The organism is Microbacterium sp. NPDC089189, from assembly GCF_040685095.1.
Lineage (GTDB): Bacteria > Actinomycetota > Actinomycetes > Actinomycetales > Microbacteriaceae > Microbacterium.
This window is the reverse complement of the sequence record NZ_JBFBHG010000033.1, coordinates 1-25,049: the sequence shown is the minus strand read 5'-3', so window position 1 is coordinate 25,049 and position 25,049 is coordinate 1. Positions and strand designations below refer to the sequence as shown.

The 25,049-nt window shown below is 71.0% G+C and carries 19 protein-coding genes and 1 pseudogene; 17 read left to right on the top strand and 3 right to left on the bottom strand.

The window, feature by feature from the left end; genetic code table 11:
* Window positions 1-301: 301 nt before the first annotated feature.
* From AB0N73_RS14960 to AB0N73_RS14920, 9 genes are all read left to right on the top strand, one after another.
* Complete coding sequence (locus tag AB0N73_RS14960; RefSeq protein ID WP_363564878.1) at window positions 302-1,000, top strand: GntR family transcriptional regulator; 699 nt, start codon at window positions 302-304, stop codon at window positions 998-1,000.
* The gene (locus AB0N73_RS14955; protein WP_363564876.1) at window positions 997-2,523 is read left to right on the top strand and encodes an MmgE/PrpD family protein; all 1,527 of its coding nucleotides are present in this window, start codon (window positions 997-999) and stop codon (window positions 2,521-2,523) included. The genes AB0N73_RS14960 and AB0N73_RS14955 overlap by 4 nt, the downstream gene beginning before the upstream one ends.
* A gap of 178 nt (window positions 2,524-2,701) precedes the next feature.
* Window positions 2,702-3,601: a methylisocitrate lyase gene (prpB, locus tag AB0N73_RS14950; RefSeq protein ID WP_363564874.1), complete on the top strand. Its 900-nt coding sequence runs from the start codon at window positions 2,702-2,704 to the stop codon at window positions 3,599-3,601.
* A 33-nt stretch (window positions 3,602-3,634) separates the two neighbouring features.
* Complete coding sequence (locus AB0N73_RS14945; protein WP_363564872.1) at window positions 3,635-4,825, top strand: bifunctional 2-methylcitrate synthase/citrate synthase; 1,191 nt, start codon at window positions 3,635-3,637, stop codon at window positions 4,823-4,825.
* A 5-nt stretch (window positions 4,826-4,830) separates the two neighbouring features.
* Window positions 4,831-6,012: a thiolase family protein gene (locus tag AB0N73_RS14940; RefSeq protein WP_363564880.1), complete on the top strand. Its 1,182-nt coding sequence runs from the start codon at window positions 4,831-4,833 to the stop codon at window positions 6,010-6,012.
* 61 nt (window positions 6,013-6,073) lie between these two features.
* Window positions 6,074-6,850 carry an enoyl-CoA hydratase-related protein gene (locus AB0N73_RS14935; protein WP_363564871.1) on the top strand — a complete coding sequence of 259 codons (777 nt, stop codon included), beginning with the start codon at window positions 6,074-6,076 and terminating at the stop codon, window positions 6,848-6,850.
* Between the two features lie 50 nt (window positions 6,851-6,900).
* Window positions 6,901-7,677 carry an electron transfer flavoprotein subunit beta/FixA family protein gene (locus AB0N73_RS14930; RefSeq protein ID WP_363564869.1) on the top strand — a complete coding sequence of 259 codons (777 nt, stop codon included), beginning with the start codon at window positions 6,901-6,903 and terminating at the stop codon, window positions 7,675-7,677.
* A gap of 11 nt (window positions 7,678-7,688) precedes the next feature.
* The gene (locus tag AB0N73_RS14925) at window positions 7,689-8,657 is read left to right on the top strand and encodes an electron transfer flavoprotein subunit alpha/FixB family protein (protein WP_363564867.1); all 969 of its coding nucleotides are present in this window, start codon (window positions 7,689-7,691) and stop codon (window positions 8,655-8,657) included.
* A gap of 902 nt (window positions 8,658-9,559) precedes the next feature.
* Entirely contained in the window at window positions 9,560-10,582 is a 1,023-nt protein-coding gene (locus tag AB0N73_RS14920) for a cytochrome b/b6 domain-containing protein (RefSeq protein ID WP_363564865.1), read from the top strand.
* A 68-nt stretch (window positions 10,583-10,650) separates the two neighbouring features.
* Here the strand turns inward: AB0N73_RS14920 and AB0N73_RS14915 are convergent, their stop codons facing one another.
* Entirely contained in the window at window positions 10,651-11,157 is a 507-nt protein-coding gene (locus tag AB0N73_RS14915) for a GNAT family N-acetyltransferase (RefSeq protein WP_363564863.1), read from the bottom strand.
* A 152-nt stretch (window positions 11,158-11,309) separates the two neighbouring features.
* Between AB0N73_RS14915 and AB0N73_RS14910 the strand changes: the two genes are divergently transcribed.
* Both AB0N73_RS14910 and AB0N73_RS14905 read left to right on the top strand, forming a co-directional pair.
* On the top strand, window positions 11,310-11,873 hold the full coding sequence (locus tag AB0N73_RS14910) for a thioesterase family protein (RefSeq protein WP_363564861.1): 564 nt from the start codon (window positions 11,310-11,312) through the stop codon (window positions 11,871-11,873).
* 104 nt (window positions 11,874-11,977) lie between these two features.
* Window positions 11,978-15,679, top strand: a complete 3,702-nt coding sequence (locus AB0N73_RS14905) for a bifunctional proline dehydrogenase/L-glutamate gamma-semialdehyde dehydrogenase (protein ID WP_363564859.1) — start codon at window positions 11,978-11,980, stop codon at window positions 15,677-15,679.
* A 15-nt stretch (window positions 15,680-15,694) separates the two neighbouring features.
* Here AB0N73_RS14905 and AB0N73_RS14900 read toward each other — a convergent pair whose 3' ends face one another.
* Window positions 15,695-17,596, bottom strand: coding sequence for an MDR family MFS transporter (locus AB0N73_RS14900; RefSeq protein ID WP_363564857.1), 1,902 nt, complete (start codon window positions 17,594-17,596; stop codon window positions 15,695-15,697).
* Between the two features lie 111 nt (window positions 17,597-17,707).
* Between AB0N73_RS14900 and AB0N73_RS14895 the strand changes: the two genes are divergently transcribed.
* From AB0N73_RS14895 to AB0N73_RS14875, 5 genes are all read left to right on the top strand, one after another.
* Window positions 17,708-18,721, top strand: coding sequence for a LacI family DNA-binding transcriptional regulator (locus AB0N73_RS14895; RefSeq protein WP_363564855.1), 1,014 nt, complete (start codon window positions 17,708-17,710; stop codon window positions 18,719-18,721).
* A 161-nt stretch (window positions 18,722-18,882) separates the two neighbouring features.
* Window positions 18,883-20,220 (top strand): extracellular solute-binding protein, encoded by a 1,338-nt coding sequence (locus AB0N73_RS14890; RefSeq protein ID WP_363564853.1) that lies wholly within the window; start codon window positions 18,883-18,885, stop codon window positions 20,218-20,220.
* 73 nt (window positions 20,221-20,293) lie between these two features.
* A complete protein-coding gene (locus tag AB0N73_RS14885; RefSeq protein WP_363564851.1) occupies window positions 20,294-21,232 on the top strand; it encodes a sugar ABC transporter permease in 939 nt (312 codons plus the stop codon).
* Window positions 21,232-22,185, top strand: coding sequence for a carbohydrate ABC transporter permease (locus AB0N73_RS14880; protein ID WP_363564849.1), 954 nt, complete (start codon window positions 21,232-21,234; stop codon window positions 22,183-22,185). The genes AB0N73_RS14885 and AB0N73_RS14880 overlap by 1 nt, the downstream gene beginning before the upstream one ends.
* Before the next feature lie 59 nt (window positions 22,186-22,244).
* Window positions 22,245-23,756 carry an alpha-N-arabinofuranosidase gene (locus AB0N73_RS14875; protein ID WP_363564847.1) on the top strand — a complete coding sequence of 504 codons (1,512 nt, stop codon included), beginning with the start codon at window positions 22,245-22,247 and terminating at the stop codon, window positions 23,754-23,756.
* Window positions 23,757-23,894: 138 nt separating this feature from the next.
* On the opposite strand, the gene AB0N73_RS14870 is transcribed toward AB0N73_RS14875, so the two are convergent.
* A complete protein-coding gene (locus AB0N73_RS14870; protein WP_363564845.1) occupies window positions 23,895-24,740 on the bottom strand; it encodes an oxidoreductase in 846 nt (281 codons plus the stop codon).
* Window positions 24,741-24,816: 76 nt separating this feature from the next.
* Here AB0N73_RS14870 and AB0N73_RS14865 point away from each other — a divergent pair.
* Window positions 24,817-25,049: pseudogene (locus tag AB0N73_RS14865) on the top strand (DNA-directed RNA polymerase subunit alpha); the annotation flags it as partial.

Genomic DNA, 25,049 nt, shown 5'->3' with positions numbered 1-25,049 from the left:
GACCCCGCCCCCCTGACCCCGCCCCCCTGACCCCGCCCCCCTGAGCCCGCCCCCCTGACCCCTCTTTCGCCGACTGCACGACTTGCCGCCGAGCGCACGGCCTGCGTGCGTCGGTAACCCGTGCTTTCGGCGGGATGTCGTGCACTCGGTGGATGGGGTGCGCCCAGGGCCCCGGGGGCCGACCCCCCCGGGGGGGGGTATGTATACCTGGGAGCGGTGGGGGTGGGGATACGAGGCGCGGGGGTGCGTTTTTGTATACAATGGGGAGGGTTCGGTACGGGATCGACACGAGGAGGTGCGGATGCGCGCCAGCGATCGCGCCTACCAGGCGCTCCTCGACGAGATCCAGTCCGGGGTGCTCGCTCCCGGCGCCGTGCTGGGCGAGGTCGAGCAGTCCGCACGCCTGGGCGTCAGCCGCACGCCGCTGCGCGAGGCGATCGGACGCCTGGTCGCCGACGGCCTGGTCGTGCAGGCATCGCCCCGGATGACCGTCGTCACCCACATCGACGCCGACGACATCCGCGCGCTCTTCGCCCTGCGCCGCGCGCTCGAGGAGAGCGCTGCCCGCCTCGCTGCCGCCCGTGTGCGCCAGGCGGCCGCCGACGCCGCCGTCTTCGCCGCGCTGTCGGCGCGCTTCGCCGACGCGCGGCCCGAACGCGAACCCGACGCCTACTACGCGGTCATCGCCGATTTCGACGCGGCGCTCGACGCGGCGCTGCACAACGACTATCTCGCTGCGGCGCTGCGCACCGTCCGCACCCACCTCGTGCGGGTGCGCCGGCTGGCGCGCGACAACCCGCAGCGGCTGGCCGCCTCAGCAGCCGAGCACCGCCTCATCGCCGACGCGCTCGCCGCCGGCGACGGCGACCTGGCCGCCTCGGCCACGCACGTGCATCTCCACAACGCACTCACCAGCATCCTGGCCTCGCTCGCCGACGCCGAATCCCCCCGCGCGCCTTCCCCCGAGGCCGCCTCCGTCCCCCACCGAGGAGCAGCATGACCATCACGCACCACCTGCGCGTCCACACGAGCGACGAGAACCTGGCCCGTGAGGGACAGCTGGCCTGGCACATCGCGGAGGTCGCCGCCGACACGGTCGAGGTCGAGCCCGAGGTCGTCGAGATGATCATCAACCGCATCATCGACAACGCCGCGGTCGCGGCCGCATCCCTCACCCGACGCCCGGTGAGCGCCGCCCGCCAGCAGGCGCTCGATCACGCCGTGTCGATCGGCGGCGCCGGCGCGACGGTGTTCGGATGCGCGATCGAGCGGCGCACGAGCCCCGAGTGGGCCGCGTGGGCCAACGGCGTGGCCGTGCGCGAGCTCGACTACCACGACACCTTCCTCGCCGCCGACTACTCGCACCCGGGCGACAACATCCCGCCGATCCTCGCGGTCGCCCAGCACGTGGGCGCGGATGGGGCGGCCCTGGTGCGCGGCATCGCCACCGGCTACGAGATCCAGATCGACCTCGTGCGCGCCATCTGCCTGCACAAGCACAAGATCGACCATGTGGCCCACCTCGGCCCGTCGGCCGCCGCGGGCATCGGCACGCTGCTCGACCTGCCCGTCGAGACGATCCACCAGGCCGTCGGCCAGGCGCTGCACACGACCACGGCCACGCGGCAGTCGCGCAAGGGCGAGATCTCGACCTGGAAGGCGCACGCCCCCGCCTTCGCCGGCAAGATGGCGGTCGAGGCCGTCGACCGCGCGATGCGCGGCGAGACCTCGCCGTCCCCCATCTACGAAGGCGAAGACGGTGTGGTCGCCTGGATGCTCGACGGCAAGGACGCGTCGTACGACGTGCCGCTGCCCGCCGCGGGCGAGGCGAAGCGCGCCATCCTCGACTCCTACACGAAGGAGCACTCGGCGGAGTACCAGGCGCAGGCGTGGATCGACCTCGCCCGCAAGCTCGGCACCGAGCGCCCCGAACTCCGCGACCCGGCGAACGTGGCCCGCATCGTGCTGCACACCAGCCACCACACGCACTACGTGATCGGATCGGGCGCGAACGACCCGCAGAAGTACGACCCCTCCGCCTCGCGCGAGACGCTCGACCACTCGATCCCGTACATCTTCACGGTCGCGCTGCAGGACGGCTCGTGGCACCATGGCGACTCCTACGCGCCCGAGCGCGCGAGCCGCGAGGACACCGTCGCACTGTGGCACAAGGTGACCACCGCCGAGGACCCCGAGTGGACGCGGCGCTACCACTCGGAGGATCCCGCCGAGAAGGCGTTCGGCGGCCGGGTCGAGATCGAGCTCACCGACGGCTCGCGCGTCGTCGACGAGATCGCGGTCGCCGACGCCCACCCGCTCGGCGCTCGTCCCTTCGCCCGGGCCGACTACATCCGCAAGTTCCGTCTGCTGGCCGAGCCCGTGCTCGAGCCCGCCGAGATCGAGCGGTTCCTCGCGCTCGTCGCGCGTCTGCCGGAGCTGACGGCCGACGAGGTGCGCGCGCTCACGATCGTGGCCAAGCCCGGGCTGCTGCTGTCCGCGCCCGCCCCGAAGGGCCTGTTCTGATGCGCACCGCGGCGCACTCGCGCGCCACCGCATCCCGCACAACGGCGGGGATGCCGGGCGACACCCCGCATCCGCCGGCGCGTGCCCGGCGTGTCGGCCGTGAGATCCGCCGTTGTGCACTCACCGGGGGAGCCGCACCCACCGGGGGAGCCGCACCCGTCGCGCAGGAGGAGAACTGATGCTGTACGCCACGACGAGTCCGGCCGAGAAGCGGCGGCTGCTGCGCGAACGCCTCGCCTCGGGTGAACTGCTGCGGATGCCGGGGGCCTTCAACCCGCTGTCGGCCCGGCTCATCGAGCGCAAGGGCTTCGACGGGGTCTACATCTCGGGAGCGGTGCTGGCCGCCGACCTGGGGCTGCCCGACATCGGCCTGACCACCCTCACCGAGGTCGCCGGACGCGGCGCCCAGATCGCCCGGATGACGGAACTGCCCGCCATCATCGACGCCGACACCGGCTTCGGCGAACCGATGAACGTGGCCCGCACCATCCAGACGCTCGAAGACGCCGGTATCGCCGGGGCGCACATCGAGGACCAGGTGAACCCCAAGCGCTGCGGTCACCTCGACGGCAAGTCGGTGGTCGACGAGAGCACGGCGCTGGGGCGCATCCGCGCCGCCGTCGACGCCCGCCGGGACGACAACTTCCTGGTGATGGCGCGCACCGACATCCGCGCGATCGACGGACTGGACGCGGCCATCGACCGCGCGAAGGCGCTCGTGGATGCGGGAGCCGACGCCATCTTCCCCGAGGCGATGCGCACGCTCGAGGAGTTCGCCGCCGTCCGTGCCGCCGTCGACGTGCCGATCCTGGCCAACATGACCGAGTTCGGGAAGAGCGAGCTGTTCTCGGTCTCGCAGCTCGAGAGCGTGGGCATCAACATCGTCATCTGGCCGGTGTCGCTGCTGCGCATCGCGATGGGAGCGTCGGGCCGCGCGCTCGACGAGCTGACCGCCCAGGGGCATCTGCGCGAGAAACTCGACGAGATGCAGCATCGCGCAGATCTCTACGATCTGATCGACTACGAGCAGTACAGCCGGTTCGACAACGACATCTACACGTTCACGGTCGAGCGCTGACGCGCAGCCGAAACGCCACCACGAGGGAGTGACATGACCGAGCAGACCGACATCCGCAAGGGACTGGCCGGCGTCGTCGCCGATGAGACCGCCATTTCGAAGGTCAATCCGGAGACCAACTCGCTGCTGTACCGCGGCTACCCGGTGCACGAGCTGGCCGCGACGCAGTCGTTCGAGGCCGTGGCCTACCTGCTGTGGCACGGAGAGCTGCCCACCGGCGACCAGCTCGCGGAGCTGCGGCGCACCGAGCGGGCGCACCGGCCGCTGAGCGCGGCCGTGCAGTCCGCGATCGAGCTCGTGCCGCTGGACGCCCACCCGATGGATGAGGTGCGCACCGCCCTCAGCCTGCTGGGCGCCGCCGACCTCGCGGGCACCGGTTCGGTGCTCGATGCGAGCGGAAGCACCGAGCAGAACCTCGAGCGCAGCGTGCGGCTGTTCGCGGCACTGCCGGCGATCGTCGCGTACGGGCAGCGACGACGGCGCGGGCAGGTGCCGGTGCCGCCGCGCGACGACCTCGACTACGCGGCCAACTTCCTGTGGATGACGTTCGGCACCGAACCCGATCCGGTCGTCGTCGACGCGTTCAACCGCTCGATGATCCTCTACGCCGAGCACTCGTTCAACGCCTCGACGTTCACGGCGCGCGTGGTCGCCAGCACGCTCAGCGACATCCACTCGGCCGTCGTCGCCGCGGTCGGCGCGCTCAAGGGGCCGCTGCACGGCGGGGCCAACGAGGCGGTGCTGCACATCTTCGACGAGATCGGCGAGGCGGCGAACGTGTCGGCCTGGCTCGACGAGGCCCTGGCGAGCAAGCGCAAGATCATGGGCTTCGGCCACCGGGTCTACAAGCGCGGCGACTCGCGCGTGCCGACGATGAAGGCCGCGCTCGACGACCTGGTCGCCTTCTACGACCGCCCGGATGTCGCGGCGCTCTACGAGACGCTCGAGACCGAGTTCGTGAGCCGCAAGGGCATCTACCCGAACCTCGACTACCCCTCGGGCCCCGCCTACAGCCTCATCGGCTTCGACACCCCGACCTTCACGCCGTTGTTCGTCGCGGCCCGGGTCGTGGGGTGGACGGCGCACGTCATCGAGCAGTACGGCGCCAACGCGCTCATCCGACCGCTGTCGCTGTACGTCGGGGCGCCCGAGCGGCACATCGAGGGCTACGTGCCCGACGATGCCGTGCGCGAGGCAGCCGAGCGCCCGGAGGAGCAGGGATGACCTCGGTGCGCACGGCCGTCATCGTCGACGTCGTGCGCACGCCGTCGGGGCGCGGCAAGCCCGGCGGCGCCCTCAGCGGCGTGCACCCCGTCGACCTCGCGGCGGGGGTGCTGCGTGCGCTGCTCGAGCGCAACGGCCTCGATTCCGCCGGGATCGACGACGTGATGCTCGGATGCGTCAGCCAGGTCGGCGAGCAGAGCACGAACATCGCCCGTCAGGCGGTCCTCGCCGCCGGCTTCGCCGAGTCGGTGCCCGCGACCACGATCGACCGGCAGTGCGGGTCGAGCCAGCAGGCCGCCCACACGGCCGCGCAGGCGATCATGGCCGGCGTCGCCGACGTCGTCATCGCGGGCGGTGTCGAGTCGATGAGCCGGGTGCCGCTCGGGACGTCCGCGGCCGTCGCCGGCTCGCCGTGGTCGCCGCTCCTGGCCGAGCGGTATCCCGACGGGCTCGTCGGCCAGGGGGTGTCGGCCGAGCTCATCGCCGCGCGCTGGGGCCTCGACCGCGCACAGCTCGATGCGTTCGCCGCCACCTCGCACCGCCGGGCGGCGGCGGCCGCATCCGCCGGACTCTTCGACGGTCAGATCGTGCCGGTGGCGACGCCGGAGGGTGTCGTCTCGCGGGACGAGACGGTGCGCGCGGGCACCACGGCCGATGCGCTCGCCGCCCTGGCCCCGGCGTTCCGCACCGACGCGATGGCAGCGCGGTTTCCCGACCTCGACTGGCGGATCACCGCGGGGACCTCGTCGCCGCTGACGGACGGGGCCTCCGCCGCCCTGATCATGAGCGAGGAACGGGCGAGCGCGCTCGGGCTCACCCCGCGAGCGCGGTTCCACGCCTTCTCGGTGGTCGGCGACGACCCGCTGATGATGCTGACCGGGCCGATTCCTGCGACCCGCCGCATCCTGGAGCGCAGCGGGCTGACGATCGACGACATCGACGCCTACGAGATGAACGAGGCCTTCGCCTCGGTGCCGCTCGCGTGGGCGGCCGAGGTGGGCGCCGATCCCGACCGGATGAACGCCTGGGGCGGCGCGATCGCCCTCGGCCACGCCCTGGGATCGTCGGGGACGCGGCTGCTCGGGACGCTCCTCGCGACCCTCGAGCACACCGGCGGGCGCTACGGCCTGCAGACGATGTGCGAGGGCGGCGGCATGGCCAACGCCCTGATCATCGAACGGCTCTGACGCGCCGTTTTCGCCGGTGACGCCCTGCCGCCGGGAGGGTGCCCCGTGCCACGATGGGCAGATGAGCTCCTACGAGACGATCCTGACCGAACAGCGTGGTCGCGTCGGATGGATCACCCTCCACAGGCCCAAGGCGCTGAACGCCCTCGATTCCGTCCTGGTGGGCGAGCTGGCCGACGCGGTCGCCGCCTTCGATGCGGATGAGGGCGTGGGCTGCATCGTGATCACGGGCAGCGAGCGGGCCTTCGCCGCGGGCGCCGACATCACGCAGATGGCCGACAAGGGTCCCCGCGACATGCTGATCGACAGCCCGTTCGCGCCGCTCGAAGCGGTGGCCCGCGCACGCACGCCGCTCGTCGCCGCCGTCGCCGGCTACGCCCTCGGGGGCGGGTGCGAGCTCGCGATGATCTGCGACGTGATCCTGGCCGCCGACACCGCGGTGTTCGGGCAGCCCGAGATCAACCTCGGCGTGATCCCCGGCCTCGGCGGAACGCAGCGGCTGCCGCGCGCGATCGGAGCGTACAAGGCGGCGGAGCTCGTGCTGACCGGGCGCACGATGTCGGCCGAGGAGGCGGAGCGTGCCGGGCTCGTCTCGCGGGTCGTGCCCGCGGCCGACCTGCTCGAGGACGCCGGGGCGACCGCGGAGCTGATCGCGTCGAAGTCGCTGCCGGTGGTCTACGCCGCGAAGGAGGCCCTGCGCGCAGCGCGCGAGACCTCGCTCGCCGAGGGGCTCCGCTTCGAACGGCAGACCTTCGCGGGGCTGTTCGCCTTCGAGGACCAGAAAGAGGGCATGGCCGCCTTCCGCGAGAAGCGCGCGCCTGAGTTCCGTCATCGCTGACACTCGGTGTCTCGCCGCATAGACTCGTCTCGTCGAAGGAGCCACAGCGCATGAAGATCGTCGTCCTCGTCAAGGAGGTCCCCGACACGTACGGGGAACGCGTCCTGAACCTCGAAACCGGCCTCGCCGATCGTGATGCGAGCGACCGCGTCATCGATGAGATCGGGGAGCGGGCCCTCGAGGTCGCGCTCTCGTACGCGGATGCGCACGCGGGCACCGAGATCGTGGTCGTGTCGATGGCGGCGGAGGCGGCATCCGCGACGGTGCGCAAGGCCCTCGCGCTGGGTGCCGGGTCCGCCGTGCAGGTGGTCGACGAGGCGCTGGTCGGGGCCGACCTCGGTCTCACTGCCGACGTGCTGGCCGCCGCCATCCGGCGCACGGGGTTCGACCTCGTGATCGCCGGCAACCAGTCGACCGACGGGTCGGGCGGCGTGATGGCCGCGATGGTCGCGGCGCATCTGGGGGTGGCGCACGCGACCGGGCTCTCGCAGGTCGAGATCGGTGACGGCGTCGTGACCGGAACACGCGTCGGCGACGACGCGACCCGGGCCGTGTCGGCGGATCTTCCCGCCGTGATCTCGATCACCGAGGCCCTGCCGGACGCCCGTATGGCCAGCTTCAAGGGCGTCATGGCGGCCAAGAAGAAGCCGTTCGAGACGCTCTCGCTCGCCGACCTCGGCATCGAGGCGGATGCCGCCGCCACGCCCTGGTCGATTGTCACGGCGATCGCGGCGAAGCCCGCCCGCGCCGCCGGCACCACCATCGTCGACGAGGGGGAAGCGGGCCGTGCGCTCGCCGACTACCTCATCCAGAACCGTCTCGTCTGAGAGGACTCGCCGTGCCTGACGCCGCCGATTCGATCCTCGTCCTGCTGGAGCGCACCGCATCCGGCGTGCTCGCGCCCTCGGGTGCCGCGCTGCTGGGCGCCGCCGCGCGCGTGGGTGCTCCCGTGGCGCTCATCGTGGGCGACGCCGACCTCGCCGCGCAGGCGGGGGAGTGGGGTGCCGCGCGTGTGCTCGTGGCCCCGCCCGTGCCGGACGTGCTCGGCGAGGGCGTCGTGGATGCGCTCGCGGCCGCGGTGGCGCGCGTGGACCCCGCGGCGGTGCTGATCTCGCACTCCGTCGAAGGGCGCGACGCGGCCGCCGGTCTCGCCGTCCGCTCGCGCGCTGCCCTCGCGGTCGACGCGATCGGGGTCGACCGCGACGACGAGGGGATCCTCGCGCAGCACTCCGTCTACGGCGGGGCGTACACCGTGACCTCGGCCGCGACGTTCGGTCCGCTCGTGGTCACCGTGCGCCAGGGCGCGGTCGAGCATCGTGCCGAGCCCGCGGCCGATCCCGCCGTGGAGGCGCTGGAGGCGGACGCCTCCGGGGCGCCGGTCGCGACCCTCGTGTCGGTGGAGCCGAGCGTCGCCGTGTCGTCCCGCCCCGAGCTGCGCGGCGCCACGCGCGTCGTCGCCGGAGGCCGCGGGCTCGGGTCGGCCGAGAAGTTCGTGCTGGTCGAAGAGCTCGCCGACGCGCTGGGCGCGGCGATCGGTGCATCGCGGGCCGCCGTCGATGCCGGCTACATCCCGTACGCGCATCAGGTGGGTCAGACCGGGGTGTCGGTGTCTCCGCAGCTGTACGTGGCGCTCGGGATCTCGGGGGCGATCCAGCACAAGGCCGGGATGCAGACGGCCAAGACGATCGTCGCCATCAACAAGGACGCCGACGCGCCGATCTTCCAGATCGCCGACTTCGGGGTGGTCGGCGATGTGTTCACCGTCGTGCCGCAGCTGATCGAGGCCCTCGCGGCGAAGAAGGCCTGAGCGTGACGACAGGTTCCCTGCGACGCGGGCTCCCGCGCGTGCCGGGCGGCGAGCCCTGGCCCCCCGCCGGCGTCGTGCCCGTCGCTGGTGGCGCGGCGGGTGCTGGTGCTGGTGGCGTGGAGGGTGCTGGTGCTGGTGCTGGTGCGAGTGCTGGTGGCGTGGAGGGACCTGGTGCTGTGCGCGGTGCCGGTGCCGATGCGTCGCCCGCAAACCCTGCTCACTCGTCGCAAACGCCGGGTGTCGCAGCGCCGGACCCGGCATTCGCGACGAATGAGCAGGGGGGTGGGCGCGCGGGGCAGCAGCGCCTGCGCCAGGGACTTCCGCGCGTGGCGGGCGGCGAGCCGTGGCCGCCGGCGGGTGTCGATGCGACGCCGGCCTCGCCAGCGTCGGCGCCCGCGGCATCCGTACACCCGGAGCCGACGCACCCGGAGTTGGATGTGCCCGTACCCGACGCGGCCGGGGCGGATGCGCCCGCCCGCGACGTCGCGGGGGCGACGGTGCCCATCCCATCCGTTCCGTCGTCGCATACGTCGGGTGCCGCACCCGCGGACCCTGCTTTTGCGGCGAGCGGGGTGGGGGATGCGGCGGCGCTGCGACGCGGGCTTCCCCGCGTGGCGGGCGGCGAGCCGTGGCCGCCCGCCGGCGATGCCCGCCCCGGGCCACGCGCCTCGGGCCTTGCGGTTCCTCCCACGGCGTCTCCCGCGAGCCCCGCGACACCCCCGCCCCCTGCTGACTCGTCGCAGATGCAGGATGCGGCGGCGCAGGACCCTGCGTTTGCGACGAGTGAGCAGGGTGGGGCACAGGCACAGGCACAGGCACAGGCACAGGCACAGGCACAGGCACCGGCACCGGCACCGGCACCGGCACCGGCACCGGCACCGGCACCGCAGGAGCAGGCGCTGGTGGTGGGCGGGGAGGGGCTGGCGCCGCTGCCGTTCACGCCCACGGTGTTCCCGGGGCGGTACGCGCGGGTGGCGACGGCGCCGCGGGTCGAGCCGCGGCGATACGGTCCGTTCACGCGCGGGCAGTGGGTGGGCGCGGTCGTGGTGGCCGGCGCCGGACTGCTGTTCGCCGCGGCGATGGTCGTCTTCGCGACGCGGTGGATGCTGTCGCTCGAGCCCCTGCGCGACTTCCTCATCACGTACCCCGGCGAGTACCACCTGCCCGCGTCCGCGCCGGTCGGCATCCCCGCCTGGCTCGGCTGGCAGCACTTCCTGAACGCCTTCTTCCTGCTGCTGATCATCCGCTCGGGACTGCAGGTGCGCCACGAGAAGCGCCCCGCAGCGTTCTTCGCCCGCCGCGGCAGCAAGAAGAGCAAGATCAGCCTGTCGCTGTGGTTCCACCAGGCGCTCGACGTGCTGTGGATCACCAACGGTCTCGTCTTCGTGGTGCTGCTGTTCGCGACGGGGCAGTGGATGCGGATCGTGCCGACGAGCGTCGAGGTCTTCCCGAACGCGCTCTCGGCGGTGCTGCAGTACGCCTCGCTCGACTGGCCCACCGAGAACGGCTGGGTGAACTACAACAGCGTCCAGCAGCTCGCGTACTTCACGGTGGTCTTCGTCGCCGCCCCGCTGGCCATCGTCACCGGCGTGCGGATGTCGGGGATCTGGCCGAAGAACGCGACCGCCCTCAACCGCCTCTACCCCGTGGAGTGGGCGCGCAAGGTGCACTTCCCGGTCATGCTGTTCTTCGTCGCCTTCATCGTGGTGCACGTCGCCCTGGTCTTCGCGACCGGTGCGCTGCGCAACCTCAACCACATGTACGCGGCGCAGGGGTCGCCCGACCCCACCGCCTACGCCGACAACTGGACCGGATTCTGGATCTTCGTCGCCGCCACGGTCGTCATGGCCGCCGGCTGGGTCGCCGCGCGGCCCATGGTGCTGGCTCCCATCGCCCGCCTGTTCGGCACCGTCACCCAGCGCTGACCCCCCCGCCCCACGCGGAACCGCCCCCATCCCGAGCGGGGATGAGGGCGGTCCGACGTCAGCGGGGGTCAGCGGGTGAAGCGCACCTCGGTGAGCGTCTCGCCGAGGAAGGGCTCGGTGTGGGTCGCCCCGTCGAGCGTGAAGCCGTTGCGTGCGTAGAAGCGGTGCGCACGGGGGTTGTCCTCGGCGACCCAGAGGTACACCTCTTCGCCCTCGTCGACAGCGGCGTCGAAGAGCTTCTGGCCGATTCCGGTGCCGTGCCACGCGTCCAGCAGGTAGATGAAGTACAGCTCACGCGTGCGCGGCGCGTCGCGGTCGCGCGCCGGGCCGGAACCGGCGAATCCCACGATCTCGCCGCCGACGAGCGCGGCGCTCATGCGGAAGTCCTCGCCCTGCGACGCCCAGTGCGTCCAGAGCTCGGCGAGCCTGCGGGGCGAGACGCGCTCCAGTGCGGCCTTGCTGATGAGGTGGTCGTAGGTCTCGTGCCAGCAGGTGGCGTGAACGCGCCCGAGGGCTTCGGCGTCCACATCCCGAACGGGCCGGACGATGACGTCGGCGGAGATCTCGGCTTCCATGGCCAGACTCTACGCGCGGGTCGGAGCCACCGGAAATCCGCGCCGAGCGTCGTCCGCGACGGCCAGAGACGGGCCGGATGCGGCCGCATCCGACTGTCGGAAACGTACAACCGACTGCCGCACATCGTGCACGGCATCTACGATCACTCGTCGTGAACGTGATCTGGCGCACCCTGTTGCAGCTCGCCCTCTCGCGGCGGAAGTTCCGTCGCCACGGTGCGATGAACTCTCTCGACGTCGGCCGCATCCGCCTGACGACCCTGCCCACCGACCTGGATGTGGTGGGCCACATGAACAACGGCCGCTACCTGTCGCTGTTCGACCTGGGCCGCTTCGACCTGCTCATGCGCACCGGTCTGTGGGACCTCATGCGCGAACGCGGCTGGTATCCGGTCGTCGCGAACGCGACCATCAGCTTCCGACGGTCGTTGCAGCCGTGGCAGCGCTTCGTGATCGAGTCGCGCGTGATCGCCGCCGACGAGCGGGCGGTGTACCTCGAGCACCGTGCCGTCGTGAAGGGCGACATCTACGCGCGCCTGGTCGTGCGCGGACGCTTCGTGCGTCGGGCCGGGGGCGTGCTGCCGATCGCGGAGCTGTTCGAGGCGATCGGGCAGGACCCCGCCGAGATCCCCGCGCCCGAGGAGTGGATGCTGCGCTGGGCGGAGGACGTCGCGCTGCCCTCCGCGCGCACCCCCGCCCCCAGCGTCTGGTCCTGACCCGCGACCCGGCGGCGCCCCCCCGCCCCCCCCGGCAACCCACCGCGCCCGTCGGCGGGGCGCGTCGCCGCGGGGCGGGACGGGCGCCGACATAGGCTGATCGCATGTCTCCCAGCGCCGACGCGGAAGCGCCACGAGCGCCCCAGTCCGCCTCCCTTGCCGACGACGCCGTGGCGCTCGCGCGCCGGTGGGTGACCGAGGCGGCGGACGCGCACGTCGACCCCGCGGCGGAGCGGCTGGCGGGCGTCCTGCGCGACCCCTCCGGCCTGCCGTTCACGATCGGATTCGTCGACGGCGTCATGCGCCCCGAGAGCCTCGCGGCTGCCGCCGCGAACCTCAGCCGGGTCGCCCACCTCGTGCCGGACTTCCTGCCCTGGTACCTGCGCTCCGCGGTGCGCGTCGGCGGCGCCGTCGCCCCGGCCGTCCCCGCCCCCGTCGTGCCCATCGCGCGTCGCGTGCTGCGCGACATGGTCGGCCACCTCATCGTCGATGCCCGCACCGAGAAGCTGGGCCCCGCCCTCGCGAAGCTCCGGCAGTCGGGCGCGCGGTTGAACCTCAACCTGCTCGGCGAAGCCGTGCTGGGGGAGAAGGAGGCGGCACGCCGCCTGGAGGGCATCCACGAACTCGTGCGGCGCCCCGACGTCGACTACGTCTCGGTCAAGGTGTCGGCCATCGCCGGGCACATCTCGATGTGGGCGTTCGACGAGGTCGTCGAGCGCGTCGTCGAACGCCTGCTGCCGCTGTACCTCAGCGCCCGCGCCGACGGCACGTTCATCAACCTCGACATGGAGGAGTACCGCGACCTCGACCTGACGATCGCGGTGTTCACCCGCATCCTCGAGGACGAGCGGTTGCAGCAGCTGGATGCGGGTATCGTGCTGCAGGCCTACCTGCCCGACGCCCTACCCGCGCTGCAGGAGCTCACCGCCTGGGCGCGCCAGCGCGTCGCCGCCGGGGGAGCGTCGATCAAGGTGCGTCTCGTCAAGGGCGCGAACCTCGCGATGGAGCGGGTGGATGCGGTCATGCACGACTGGCCGCAGGCGCCCTACGACACCAAGCTCGACACCGACGCGAACTACCTGCGCTGCCTCGACTGGGCGCTCCAGCCGGAGCGCACCGACGCGGTGCGACTGGGCGTCGCCGGCCACAACCTGTTCGACGTGGCGTACGCGTGGCTGCTGGCGGGCGAGCGCGGCGTGCGCGATCGCATCGACATCGAGATGCTGCTCGGGATGGCGCAGGGCCAGGTCGAGGCGGTGGCGCGCGAAGTGGGCGCCGTGCTGCTCTACGTCCCCGTGGTGCGCCCCGACGAGTTCGACGTCGCGATCAGCTACCTCGTGCGGCGACTCGAGGAGAACGCCTCGTCGGAGAACTTCCTCTCGGCGGCCTTCGACCTCGACGGCGATGCCGACCTCTGGTCGCGCGAGGAGGGCCGCTTCCGCAGCTCGCTCGAGCGATCCGCCGATGCGGCGCTCCGGGTCGGACCTCGCCGCGTCCAGGACCGCGCGGCGCGCGGGGCGGAGGGCGGCGAGCCCTCGATCCTGCGCGATCCCGCTCCCACGCAGGAGGTCGCGGGCCTCACGCAGGCGGTGCTCGGCATCGCCGCCGAGCGTCGTTCGGAGGATGCGCGCTCCGTGCTGTTCGGCGGGGCGGACTTCGTCGAGACCGCGGTCTTCGCTCCGCGGGAGTCGGAGGAGCGCGTGCACGGCGCCCCGGGCTTCCGCAACACCCCCGACTCCGACCCGGCTCTGCCCGCCAACCGGGCCTGGGCGCGCGACATCCTCGCCCGTATCGACACCTCGTCGGCCGGCGACGAGACCATCGCCGCCGCGCACGTGGCCGATGACGCACGGCTCGAGCAGATCGTCGCGCGCGTCCGCGACGGCGCCGTCACCTGGGGCGGCCTCGCCGCCGCCGACCGCGCGGTCGTCCTGCTCGCCGCGGGCCGGATGCTGGAGGAGCGTCGCGCGCAGCTGATCGAGGTCGCCGCCTCCGAGACGGGCAAGGTGCTCGCCGAGGCCGACGTCGAGGTCAGCGAGGCCGTCGACTTCGCGAACTACTACGCCTCGACCGCGCGCGAACTCGATCGAGTGGCGGGCGCCGTGTTCGTGCCGGCCCGGGTGACCGTGGTCGCCCCGCCCTGGAACTTCCCGCTCGCGATCCCCGCCGGCGGTGTGCTGGCCGCCCTCGCCGCGGGATCGGGCGTCGTCTTCAAGCCCGCCCCGCAGGCCCGCCGCTCGGCCGCGGTGGTGGCCGAGGCGCTGTGGGATGCGGGTGTGCCCCGCGATGTGCTCGCCCTGGTCGACCTCGATGAGGGGGCGCTCGGCGAGCGTCTGATTTCGCACCCGGACGTCGACCGGGTCATCCTCACGGGCGCGTGGGAGACGGCGCAGCTGTTCCGCTCCTGGCGGGCCGATCTGCCGCTGCTCGCCGAGACGAGCGGCAAGAACGCGATGATCGTCATGCCGTCCGCAGACCTCGACCTCGCCGCATCCGATCTGGTGCGCAGCGCCTTCGGGCACGCCGGGCAGAAGTGCTCCGCCGCGTCGCTCGCGATCCTCGTCGGGCCGGTGGGGCGCTCCGCGCGGTTCGCGCGACAGCTCGTCGACGCGACGCGGTCGCTGCGGGTCGGGCCTCCGTCGGACCCCTCGGCCGAGGTCGGGCCGGTCATCGAGACGCCGCGCGGGAAACTCGCCTGGGCGCTGTCGACCCTCGACGACGGCGAGAAGTGGCTCATCGAGCCGCAGGAGGTCGACGCCGGCCCCGAGCTCGCCGGTCGTCTCTGGACCCCCGGCATCCGCACGGGCGTCGCACCGGGATCGCGCTTCCATCGCGAGGAGTTCTTCGGCCCGGTGCTGGGCATCATGCACGCGAGTTCGCTCGCGGAGGCGATCGAGTTGCAGAACGCCGTCGCCTACGGTCTGACGGCGGGGCTGTACACGCAGCATCCCGACGATCTCGCGCTCTGGCTCGACGGTGTCGAGGCCGGCAACCTGTACGTCAACCGCGGGATCACCGGGGCGATCGTGCAGCGGCAGCCGTTCGGCGGGTGGAAGCGCTCCTCGGTGGGCGCGGGGACGAAGGCCGGCGGGCCCAACTACCTCGTCGGACTCGGCTCCTGGCGCCCCACGGCCGCGACCGGATCGACGACCCTGCACCTGCGGGGGCTCGACTCGCGCATTACCGCCATCATCGAGGCGGCTCAGCCCTCGCTCGACTACGACCGTTTCGAGTGGTTGCGCCGGGCGGCGCTGTCGGATGCCGTGGAGTGGGACCGGGAGTTCGGGCGCATCAAGGACGTCTCGCAGCTCGGGGTGGAGCGCAACCTCTTCCGTTACCGTCCGGTGGACGTCGCCGTGCGGGCGGTGGAGGGTGCGGGCCTGCAGGAGGTCCTGCGCGTAGCGATCGCCGGTCTCCGCGCCGGTTCGTCGTTCACCCTCAGTGTGGATGCGGGGCTGCCGCCGACCGTGCGCCGCTCGCTCACCGACAGTGGCATCACGGTGCACGTCGAGACCGACGCCGAATGGATCGAGCGGGCCACGCGCGCCGCGGTGGACGCGTTCGTCACCGGCGCGGCCCCCACCCGGGCGCCGCGGGCGCGGCTGATCGGTCCGGCCGCGCAGACGGCGCAGCTGCACCGGGTGCTCGCCGAGGCCGTGGCGGGGGACCCTGACCTCGCGATCTACCCGCAGCCGGTGACGACGGCCGGACGCCTCGAGCTGCTGCCGTTCCTCCACGAGCAGTCGATCAGCATCACCGCACACCGCTTCGGCAACCCCGACGACTGGTCCGAAGCCGCCATCTGAGCCGGCGCGCCGGCCCTACTCGCGGGCGCGCAGGTCTCGGCGGGTGAGGGGCGGTGCGGCGCCGCCGGCGGCGGTGCGCACCGGGCCGGTGTCGGGCCCGACGAGGGCGCCGGTGGTCGCGGCCGCTTCGGCGGCCAGCACGGCGGCGTCGTCCGCGGCCTCCTGCAGGGCGGACTTGTCGCGCAGCGGCGGCGTGCGGAAGAACAGCGACAGCACGAACGCCAGCAGCACCACGCCCAGCGCCACGCGGTACACCGCCACGGCGGAGTCGTTGAAGCCGACGAGGATCGGCTTCGCCAGTCGTGCGTCGGCGCCCGTGAGGAACGATGTGTTGTCCATGACGCTGCCGTCGAGCGAGCCGTCGCCGTCTCCGGTCATGGCCTCTTCGACCTGCGGCACGACCGATGCGACGAACGCCGCACGCTGCGCGTCGTTCGACAGGTCGACGGATGCAGCGGCCGCGGCATCCGTGAGGTTCGCCACGATCGGGTCGTAGATCGTGGTCATGATGCCGGCGTTCGCGGGCGCCCCGGCGACCGCCGGATCGAGCGCGGCGTCGAGCGCGCTCGTGAGCGTCGCCTCGTCGCGGAACGAGCTCTGGATGTTGGAGGGCACGAGCGTGAACAGCAGCGACAGCAGCACGGCCGTGCCGAGGGTGCCACCGATCTGCCGGAAGAACGTCGACGCGCTCGTGGCCACTCCCATGTCGCGCAGCCCCACCGAGTTCTGGCTGGCGATCGTCAGGGTCTGCATGAGCTGCCCGAGACCCAGCCCCAGCAGCAGCATCGCGCACGCGAGGAACCAGTACGAGCCGCCGGCCTGCGCGAACGTCAGCCAGAGGTAGCCGCCGGAGAGGAACGCGGTGCCGAGGATCGGGAACATGCGATAGCGGCCGGTGCGGGCGATGATCTGGCCGCTCGCGATCGACGCGATCATGAGCCCGAGGATCATCGGCAGCATCTGGAACCCGCTCTCGGTGGGCGTGGCTCCCAGCACGAGCTGCAGGTAGAGGGGGAGGGTGAGCATGGCGCCGAACATCCCGAAGCCGACGAGCACGCCGATGACGGTCGCCATCGAGAACGTGGGCGAGCGGAACAGCGTGAGCGGGATGAGCGCGTCGCTCTTCATGGCCCGCTCGACGAGGATGAACGCGACCACCCCGACGGCGCCGACCACGTAGCAGGCGATCGAGAGGGGAGAGGTCCACCCCCACTCCCGGCCCTGCTCGGCCACCAGCAGGAGCGGGACGAGGGCGGTGATCACGAACGTCGCGCCCCACCAGTCGATCCGCACCGAGTCGCGCGGGTGGTGCGGGATGTGCAGGAACATCGAGACGATGACCAGGGCGATGATGCCGATGGGCACGTTGATGAGGAAGACCCAGCGCCATCCCGCGATCCACAGGATCTCGGGGGATCCCGAGAAGAGCCCGCCCACCAGGGGGCCGATGACGCTCGATATGCCGAAGACGGCGAGGAAGTACCCCTGGTACTTGGCGCGCTCGCGGGGCGCGAGGATGTCGCCCATGATCGCCAGCGGCATCGACATGAGGCCGCCGGCGCCGAGCCCCTGCACCGCGCGGAAGGCGGCGAGCTGCACCATGTCGGTCGAGAAGCTGGCCAGCACGGAGCCGAGGATGAAGATGACGATCGCGAAGAGGAACAGCGGTCGGCGCCCGAAGATGTCGGAGAGCTTGCCGTAGATCGGGGTCGAGATCGTCGACACGATGAGGTACGCGGTCGTGACCCACGCCTGCAGGCTCAGCCCGTCGAGGTCGTCGCCGATCGTGCGGATCGCGGTGCCCACGACGGTCTGGTCGAGGGCGGAGAGGAACATCCCCGCCATCAGGCCGAAGATCACCAGCAGGATGGCGCGATGCGTCATGACCGGCTGGCCGGCGGGTGCGGTGTGCGACATGACGACTCCGGTGGGTGAGGAGGAAGTTGACATTCCGCAACGAACGGAACGACTCATGCTAGACCCGCCGGAGCGAGTACAACGTTGTACAGTGTGCGAAAGGGGGTGGGCATGACGCCGACGTTGCACGATGTGGCCCGTCTGGCCGGCGTGTCGATCAAGACGGTCTCGAACGTCATCAACGACCACCCCAACGTGCGGTCCACGACCCGTGCCCGGGTCGAGCACGCCATCGCCGAGCTGGGCTACACGCCCAACCTCACCGCCCGCAATCTGCGCAGCGGCCGCACCGGCGCCATCGCGTTGGCCGTGCCGGATCTGGGGCTCAGCTACTTCGCCGAGCTCGCCGCCATCGTCATCGAGGAGGCCGAGCGCCGCGGCGTCGTGGTGCTGGTCGAGCAGACCGGCGGCGACCGCGATCGCGAGATCGCCCTGCTGAAGAGCCCGCGGCTGAAGCTCACCGACGGCCTCATCTTCAGCCCCCTCGGCATGGGGCAGGAGGATGTCGGGCTGCTCGAGGTGCCCTATCCGCTGGTGCTGCTCGGCGAGCGCATCTTCGACGGCCCCGCCGATCACGTGACGATGCGCAATGTGGAGGCCGCGCGCGCGGCCACCGAGCACCTGATCGCCGCGGGCCGCCGACGCATCGCCGTCATCGGCGCGCACGACGGCGAGGTGATCGGCTCGGCAGGGCTGCGCCTGCAGGGCTATCGCGAGGCTCTCGAGGCCGCCGGCATCGCCTACGACGACGACCTGATCGGCTACACGACCCTCTGGCACCGCTCGAACGGCGCGCGGGCGATGCGCGACCTGCTCTCCCGCGGAGCGCCGTTCGACGCCGTGTTCGGGCTCAACGACACGCTGGCGCTGGGCGCGATGCGCGCGCTGCAGGAGACGGGGCTGCGTATCCCGGCCGACGTGAGCGTGGTCGGCTTCGACGATCTGGATGAGGCGCAGTACTCCATCCCGTCGCTCACGACCATCGATCCGGGCCAGGACTGGATCGCGCGGACCGCGGTCGAGACGCTGCTGGCGAGAATCGCCGCGCCGGCAGAGCCCGCCCAGGCGCGGCTGCTGCTCGCGGATTTCCGCCTCGCCGAGCGCGAGTCGGCACCCGCGTCCTGAGCCCTCTTGACAGGGGGCGCCCGGCGGGGCATCATCCTGTTTACAACGTTTACTTTCTAACGTTGTAAAGCGAGTGCAGCGTGGCATCCCTTGCTGTGGCGCACCCGCATCCATCTCCGATAGACACCGGTGTCCACACCGCGAGAGGAAGCACGCAGCTCATGAAGTCCAAGGTCATCGCAGGCTTCGGCGTCGTCGCCGTCGCCGCAGCCGCTCTCACCGGATGCGCGGGGGGCTCCTCGTCCGCCGAGGCATCGTGCACGAACGAGATCGTGCACCCCGACGCCACCCAGGTCTCCGTCTGGGCCTGGTACCCCGCCTTCGAACAGGTCGTCGATCTGTTCAACAACACCCACGAAGACGTGCAGGTCTGCTGGACCAACGCCGGACAGGGCAACGACGAGTACACCAAGTTCTCGACCTCGATCGAGTCGGGATCGGGCGCGCCCGACGTCATCATGCTCGAGGCCGAGGTGCTCTCGAGCTTCTCCATCCGCGAGGCGCTCGTCGACCTGTCGGAGTACGGCGCCGACGAGGTGAAGGGCGACTACACCGAGGGCGCGTGGAAGGACGTCTCGAGCGGCGACGCCGTCTACGCCATCCCGGTCGACGGCGGCCCCATGGGCATGCTGTACCGGCAGGACATCCTCGACCAGTACGGCATCGCCGCCCCCACCACGTGGGCCGAGTTCGCCGACGCCGCACAGAAGCTGAAGGATGCGGGGGCGCCCGGCGTCCTGGCCAACTTCCCGCCGAACGGGCGCGCGTTCACGCAGGCGCTGTTCGCGCAGGCCGGCTCCGTGCCGTTCGAGTACGACAACGCCGCTCCCACCGACATCGCGATCGATGTGAACGACCAGGGCTCGAAGGACGTCCTCGCCTTCTGGCAGGACCTCGCCGACAAGGACCTCGTCGCGGTGGATGAGGCCTTCACCGCCGACTACAACACCAAGCTCGTCGACGGCACGTACGCGATCTACGTCGCGGCGGCGTGGGGCCCCGGTTACCTCCAGGGCCTCGAAGGCTCGGACGAGAGCGCCGTGTGGCGCGCCGCCCCCATCCCGCAGTGGGATGCCGCCGACCCGGTACAGGTCAACTGGGGCGGGTCGACCTTCGCGGTCACCTCGCAGGCCAAGGACAAGGAGGCGGCCGCCGTCGTGGCCAAGGAGATCTTCGGCACCGAAGAGGCCTGGAAGATCGGCATCGAGGAAGCGGCACTGTTCCCGCTGTGGAAGCCCATCCTCGAATCCGACTACTTCCGCGACCTGGAGTACCCGTTCTTCGGCGGGCAGCAGATCAACAAGGAGGTCTTCCTCCCCGCGGCCGCAGGCTACGCCGGCTTCACGTTCAGCCCGTTCCAGAACTACGCCTACGACCAGCTGCAGCAGGAGGTGACGGCGACCGTGGTGGACGGATCGAAGGATGCGGCCACGGCGCTCGACGACCTGCAGGCGACGCTCGAGCAGTACGCCACCGAGCAGGGCTTCACCCTCAAGTGACGCGCGGGTGGGTCGGCGTCCGCGTCGGCCCACCCCCTCCTTCCCCCCACTCCCGTCCCCTCCAGGAGACCCCATGACCACGCACGTCGTCGGCACCGAAGCCGGCACCGTCGCCCGACCGCGGCGGCGCGTGAGCGGTATCGTCCGGCGCCAGCGCGTCGGGTGGCTGTTCATCACGCCGTTCCTCGTCGTGTTCGCCGCGTTCCTCGTCTTCCCCCTCATCTACGCGTTCGGGATGAGCCTGTTCAGCTCGACCCTCGCGACCGGCACCAAGTTCGTCGGCATCGACAACTACCTGAAGGCGTTCTCCGACCCGCTGTTCATCGGCGGCCTCGGGCGGGTGGCGCTGTACGCCATCGTCATGATCCCCGCCCAGCTGCTCGTGGCCCTCGGCGCCGCCCTCGTGCTCGACAGCCTCTCGACGTGGCTCTCGAAGCTCTCGCGACTGCTGATCTTCGCGCCCTACGCCATCCCCGTGGTCATCGGCGCCCTCATGTGGAGCTTCCTCTACAGCCCCCGCTTCGGCCCGGCGAGCACCATCTTCAGCGTCTTCGGACTCGACGCGCCCAACTTCCTCGCGAGCGACTCGATCTTCTACAGCCTCGTGAACATCGTCACCTGGCAGTGGTCGGGCTACTACATGATCGTGATCTACGCGGCGCTGCGCTCCATCGACCCGGCCGTCTACGAGGCGGCGCGCATCGACGGTGCCAACGGCTGGCAGATCGCCACCCGCATCAAGGTGCCCATGATCTCGTCGTCGATGGTGATGGTCATCACCTTCGCGCTCATCGGCACGCTGCAGTTCTTCACCGAACCCACCGTGCTCCGATCGATCGCCTCCGGGGCCCTTCCCGCCGACTACACGCCGAACATGTACGCATACGCGCTCGCGTTCAGCTACAGCCAGTTCAACTACGCATCCACGATCGCCTTCTCGCTCGCGATCGTCGTGTTCATCGGATCGTTCGGGTTCCTGTTCCTGACCCGCAAGCAGAGCGGACTGAAGTGATGGCCATTCCCACCGCCGTGACCGACAGCACGCGCGCGGTCGTCACCGCCGACCGCAACCGCCTCACCCGCGACGCACGCCGCGACTTCCGTCGCAGCCGCCTCGCCGCGCAGGGCGGACGCCGCATCGGCTCGCACGTGCTGATCGTGATCCTCGCGATCTACTTCGTCATCCCGATCTGGTGGCTCTTCGTCGCCTCGACCAAGAGCACGGGCGGGCTGTTCTCGAGCCCCGCGTTCTGGTTCGACGACCCGATGCAGTTCTTCACCAACATCGCCGGACTCTTCGAGCACCAGGGCGGCATCTACTGGCGATGGCTCGGCAACTCGTTCATCTACGCCTTCGTCTCGGGCGTCGGCGCCACGATCGTCGCCGTGCTCGCCGGGTACGGCTTCGCGAAGTACCGCTTCCGCGGCCGCGGGTTCGTGTTCGGCATGATCCTCGGCTCCGTCATGGTGCCGCTGACCGCTCTCGTCATCCCGCAGTTCATGCTGCTGAGCCAGTACGGCCTCGTGAACACCGGCTGGGCCGTCATCCTGCCCTCGCTGCTGAGCCCGTTCGGCGTCTACCTCATGCGCGTCTACACGCAGGACTCGGTGCCGGACGAACTGCTGGAGGCCGCCCGCATCGACGGCGCCGGCGAGTGGCGCACGTTCACCACCATCGTGCTGCCGCTGCTGCGCCCCGCGATCGTGACCGTGCTCCTGCTCTCGATCGTCGGCACGTGGAACAACTTCTTCCTGCCGCTCGCGATGCTCACCAACCCCGACACCCTGCCCGTGACCGTGGGCCTCAACCGCTGGCTCGCGCTCTCGAACGCGGGAGCGGGCGGCGAGCAGGTCTGGAACCTCATCACCTCCGGCGCCTTCATCTCGGTGCTGCCGCTGCTGCTGTCCTTCCTGCTGCTGCAGCGCTATTGGCAGGGCGGGCTCACGCTCGGCAGCGTCAAATGACCGCGGGCCCCGCCGCATCCCTCTCCTCGAACACCTCTCAACGAACGGAACGCACAGTCATGCCCGACGCACGTCTCACCCTCGATCCCGCCTTCTCGATCGGCCCGATCCGGCGGGCGCTGTTCGGCGGGTTCGTCGAGCACCTCGGCCGCCACGTCTACGACGGCATCTACGAGCCCGGCCACCCCACCGCGGACGCCGAGGGGTTCCGCCAGGACGTGATCGACCTCGTGCGCGAGCTCGGCGTCGACACCATCCGCTACCCCGGAGGCAACTTCGTCTCGGGCTTCCGCTGGGAGGACTCGGTCGGTCCCGTGTCCGAGCGGCCGCGTCGCCTGGACCTGGCGTGGCACTCCACCGAGACCAATGAGGTGGGCCTGCACGAGTTCTCGTCGTGGCTCGAGAAGGTCGGCAGCGACCTCATGATGGCCGTCAACCTCGGCACCCGCGGCACGCTCGAGGCGATCGATCTGCTCGAGTACTCCAACATCCGCGGCGGGACGGCGCTCAGTGACCAGCGCATCGCCAACGGACGCACCGAGCCGTTCGATGTGCGGATGTGGTGCCTCGGCAACGAGATGGACGGCCCGTGGCAGCTCGGCCACCGCTCGGCCGAGGACTACGGCAAGATCGCCGCGCAGACCGCGAAGGGCATGCGTCAGCTCGACCCGTCGATCGAGCTCGTGGTGTGCGGGTCGTCGAGCGCCCACATGCCGACGTTCGGCGAGTGGGAGCGCGTCGTGCTGACCCACACCTACGACGACGTCGACCTCATCTCGTGCCACGCGTACTACGAGGAGAAGAACGGCGACCTCGACAGCTTCCTCGCCTCGGCCGTCGACATGGACGGCTTCATCGAGACCGTCGTCGCGACGGCAGACCACGTGGGCGCCGTGCGCGGATCGACCAAGAAGATCGACATCTCGTTCGACGAGTGGAACGTCTGGTACATCGACCGCTTCCACGGCGTCGACAAGATCGAGGGCATCGACAACTGGCCGATCGCCCCCCGTCTGCTCGAGGACGTCTACTCGGTGGCGGATGCGGTCGTCTTCGGCAGCCTCTTGATCTCGCTGCTGAAGCACGCCGACCGGGTCGCCAGCGCGTCGCTCGCGCAGCTCGTCAACGTGATCGCCCCGATCATGACCGAGCCCGGCGGCATCGCCTGGCGCCAGACCACGTTCTACCCGTTCTCGATCACCTCGCGCCTCGCGCGCGGCGAGGCGCTGCAGCTGAAGCTCGACGTGCCGAGCCACACGACCGAGGTCTACGGCGAGGTGCCGGTGGTCGACGCCGTGGCGACGCACGATGCCGAGGCCGGACGCAGCGCGGTGTTCCTGGTGAACCGCAGCCGCACCGAAGCCCTCGAGGTGACGGTCGACGTCGCCTCGCTCGGTGACGTGTCGGTGCTCGAGTCGCACACGCTCACGGACGACGACGTGTACGCCGCGAACACCCTCGAGGCCCCCGAGCGTGTGGCGCCGCATCCGAACGAGACGGCCACGGTCGCCGACGGCATCCTGACCCTGACCCTGCCCCCCGTCTCCTGGACCGCGATCTCCCTGGGCTGACCCCCGCGGGCTCCGGTTCCGGGTGCCCGGGCGTGCCGGAACGCCGAGACAGCACTTTCGCGCCGAAACCGTGGGTTAAACCCACCGTCTCGGCGCGAAAGTGCTGTCTCGCGGGTCCAGGGGCGGGGCGGGGCGGGGTCAGCGGGGCAGGCGGTTGAGCTTTCGGATCTGTCCATCGAAGGCGCGCGCCGGCACGAGGCGGCGCAGGATGCTGACACTCCGCGCCGTGCGGCCGGCCGCGGTCCGCACCGGCGGCGACCCCGCAGTGGCGACGTCGACGATCACCTTCGCGACGATGCTCGGTTCGTCGGCCGTGTGCATCGCGTCGGCGAGTACCTGCTGCGCGACGGCGCGGCGGGCGGCGTAGACCTCGATCGGCGCATCGCCCGCGAGGTTGTTCGCTTCGAACGAGGTGCGGGTGTATCCCGGCTCGACCAGGAGCGCCCGGATGCCGAACTCGCGCACTTCGTGGTCGAGTGACTCGGAGTACCCCTCGACCGCGTGTTTGGTCGCTGCGTACACGGCCATGTACGGCGCCGGGATGAGCCCCAGGACCGACGAGACGGTGATGATGCGCCCGTGCCCGGCCGCCCTCATGTGCGGGAGGACGGCATTCGTCATGCGGATGACGCCCAGCACATTGAGATCGAAGATCCTTCCCGCCTGCCCGACCGAGCTCTCCTCGGCCGCGGCCGTGAGTCCGATGCCGGCGTTGTTGACGAGAACGTCGATGCGTCCGAACTCGGTGACGACCTGATCGATGAGAGCCGTCACCGACGCATCATCGGTCACGTCGAGGTCGCGCAGTTCCACACCCTCGACCTGGTCTGCCGCTGCGGCGCGCCGGCTCGTGCCGATCACCGTGAACCCGGCAGACCTGAGTGCGCGGGCCGTCTCGCGCCCGATGCCCGACGCGGCGCCGGTCACAACCGCCACCCCGCGTCCGATGGTGCCTGCTCGACGGCCCGGTTCATTCGTGGACATGGTCTCTCCCTGAGGTCTCTTCTTCATATTACGATCGTCATATAAAAACATACCGCCCATACGAGAGGACCGAACCGTGCTGATCGCGCATCCGCCCACTCTGACCGAGGAGAAGGTCGGGGAGTTCCGCAGCCGTTTCGTTATCGAGCCGCTTGAGCCCGGCTTCGGTTACACCATCGGCAACGCGCTTCGTCGCAGCCTCCTGTCCTCCATTCCGGGTGCAGCGGTCACCAGCATCCGTCTCGACGGCGTGCTGCACGAGTTCAGCACCGTCCCGGGTGTGAAGGAGGATGTCACCGAGATCATCCT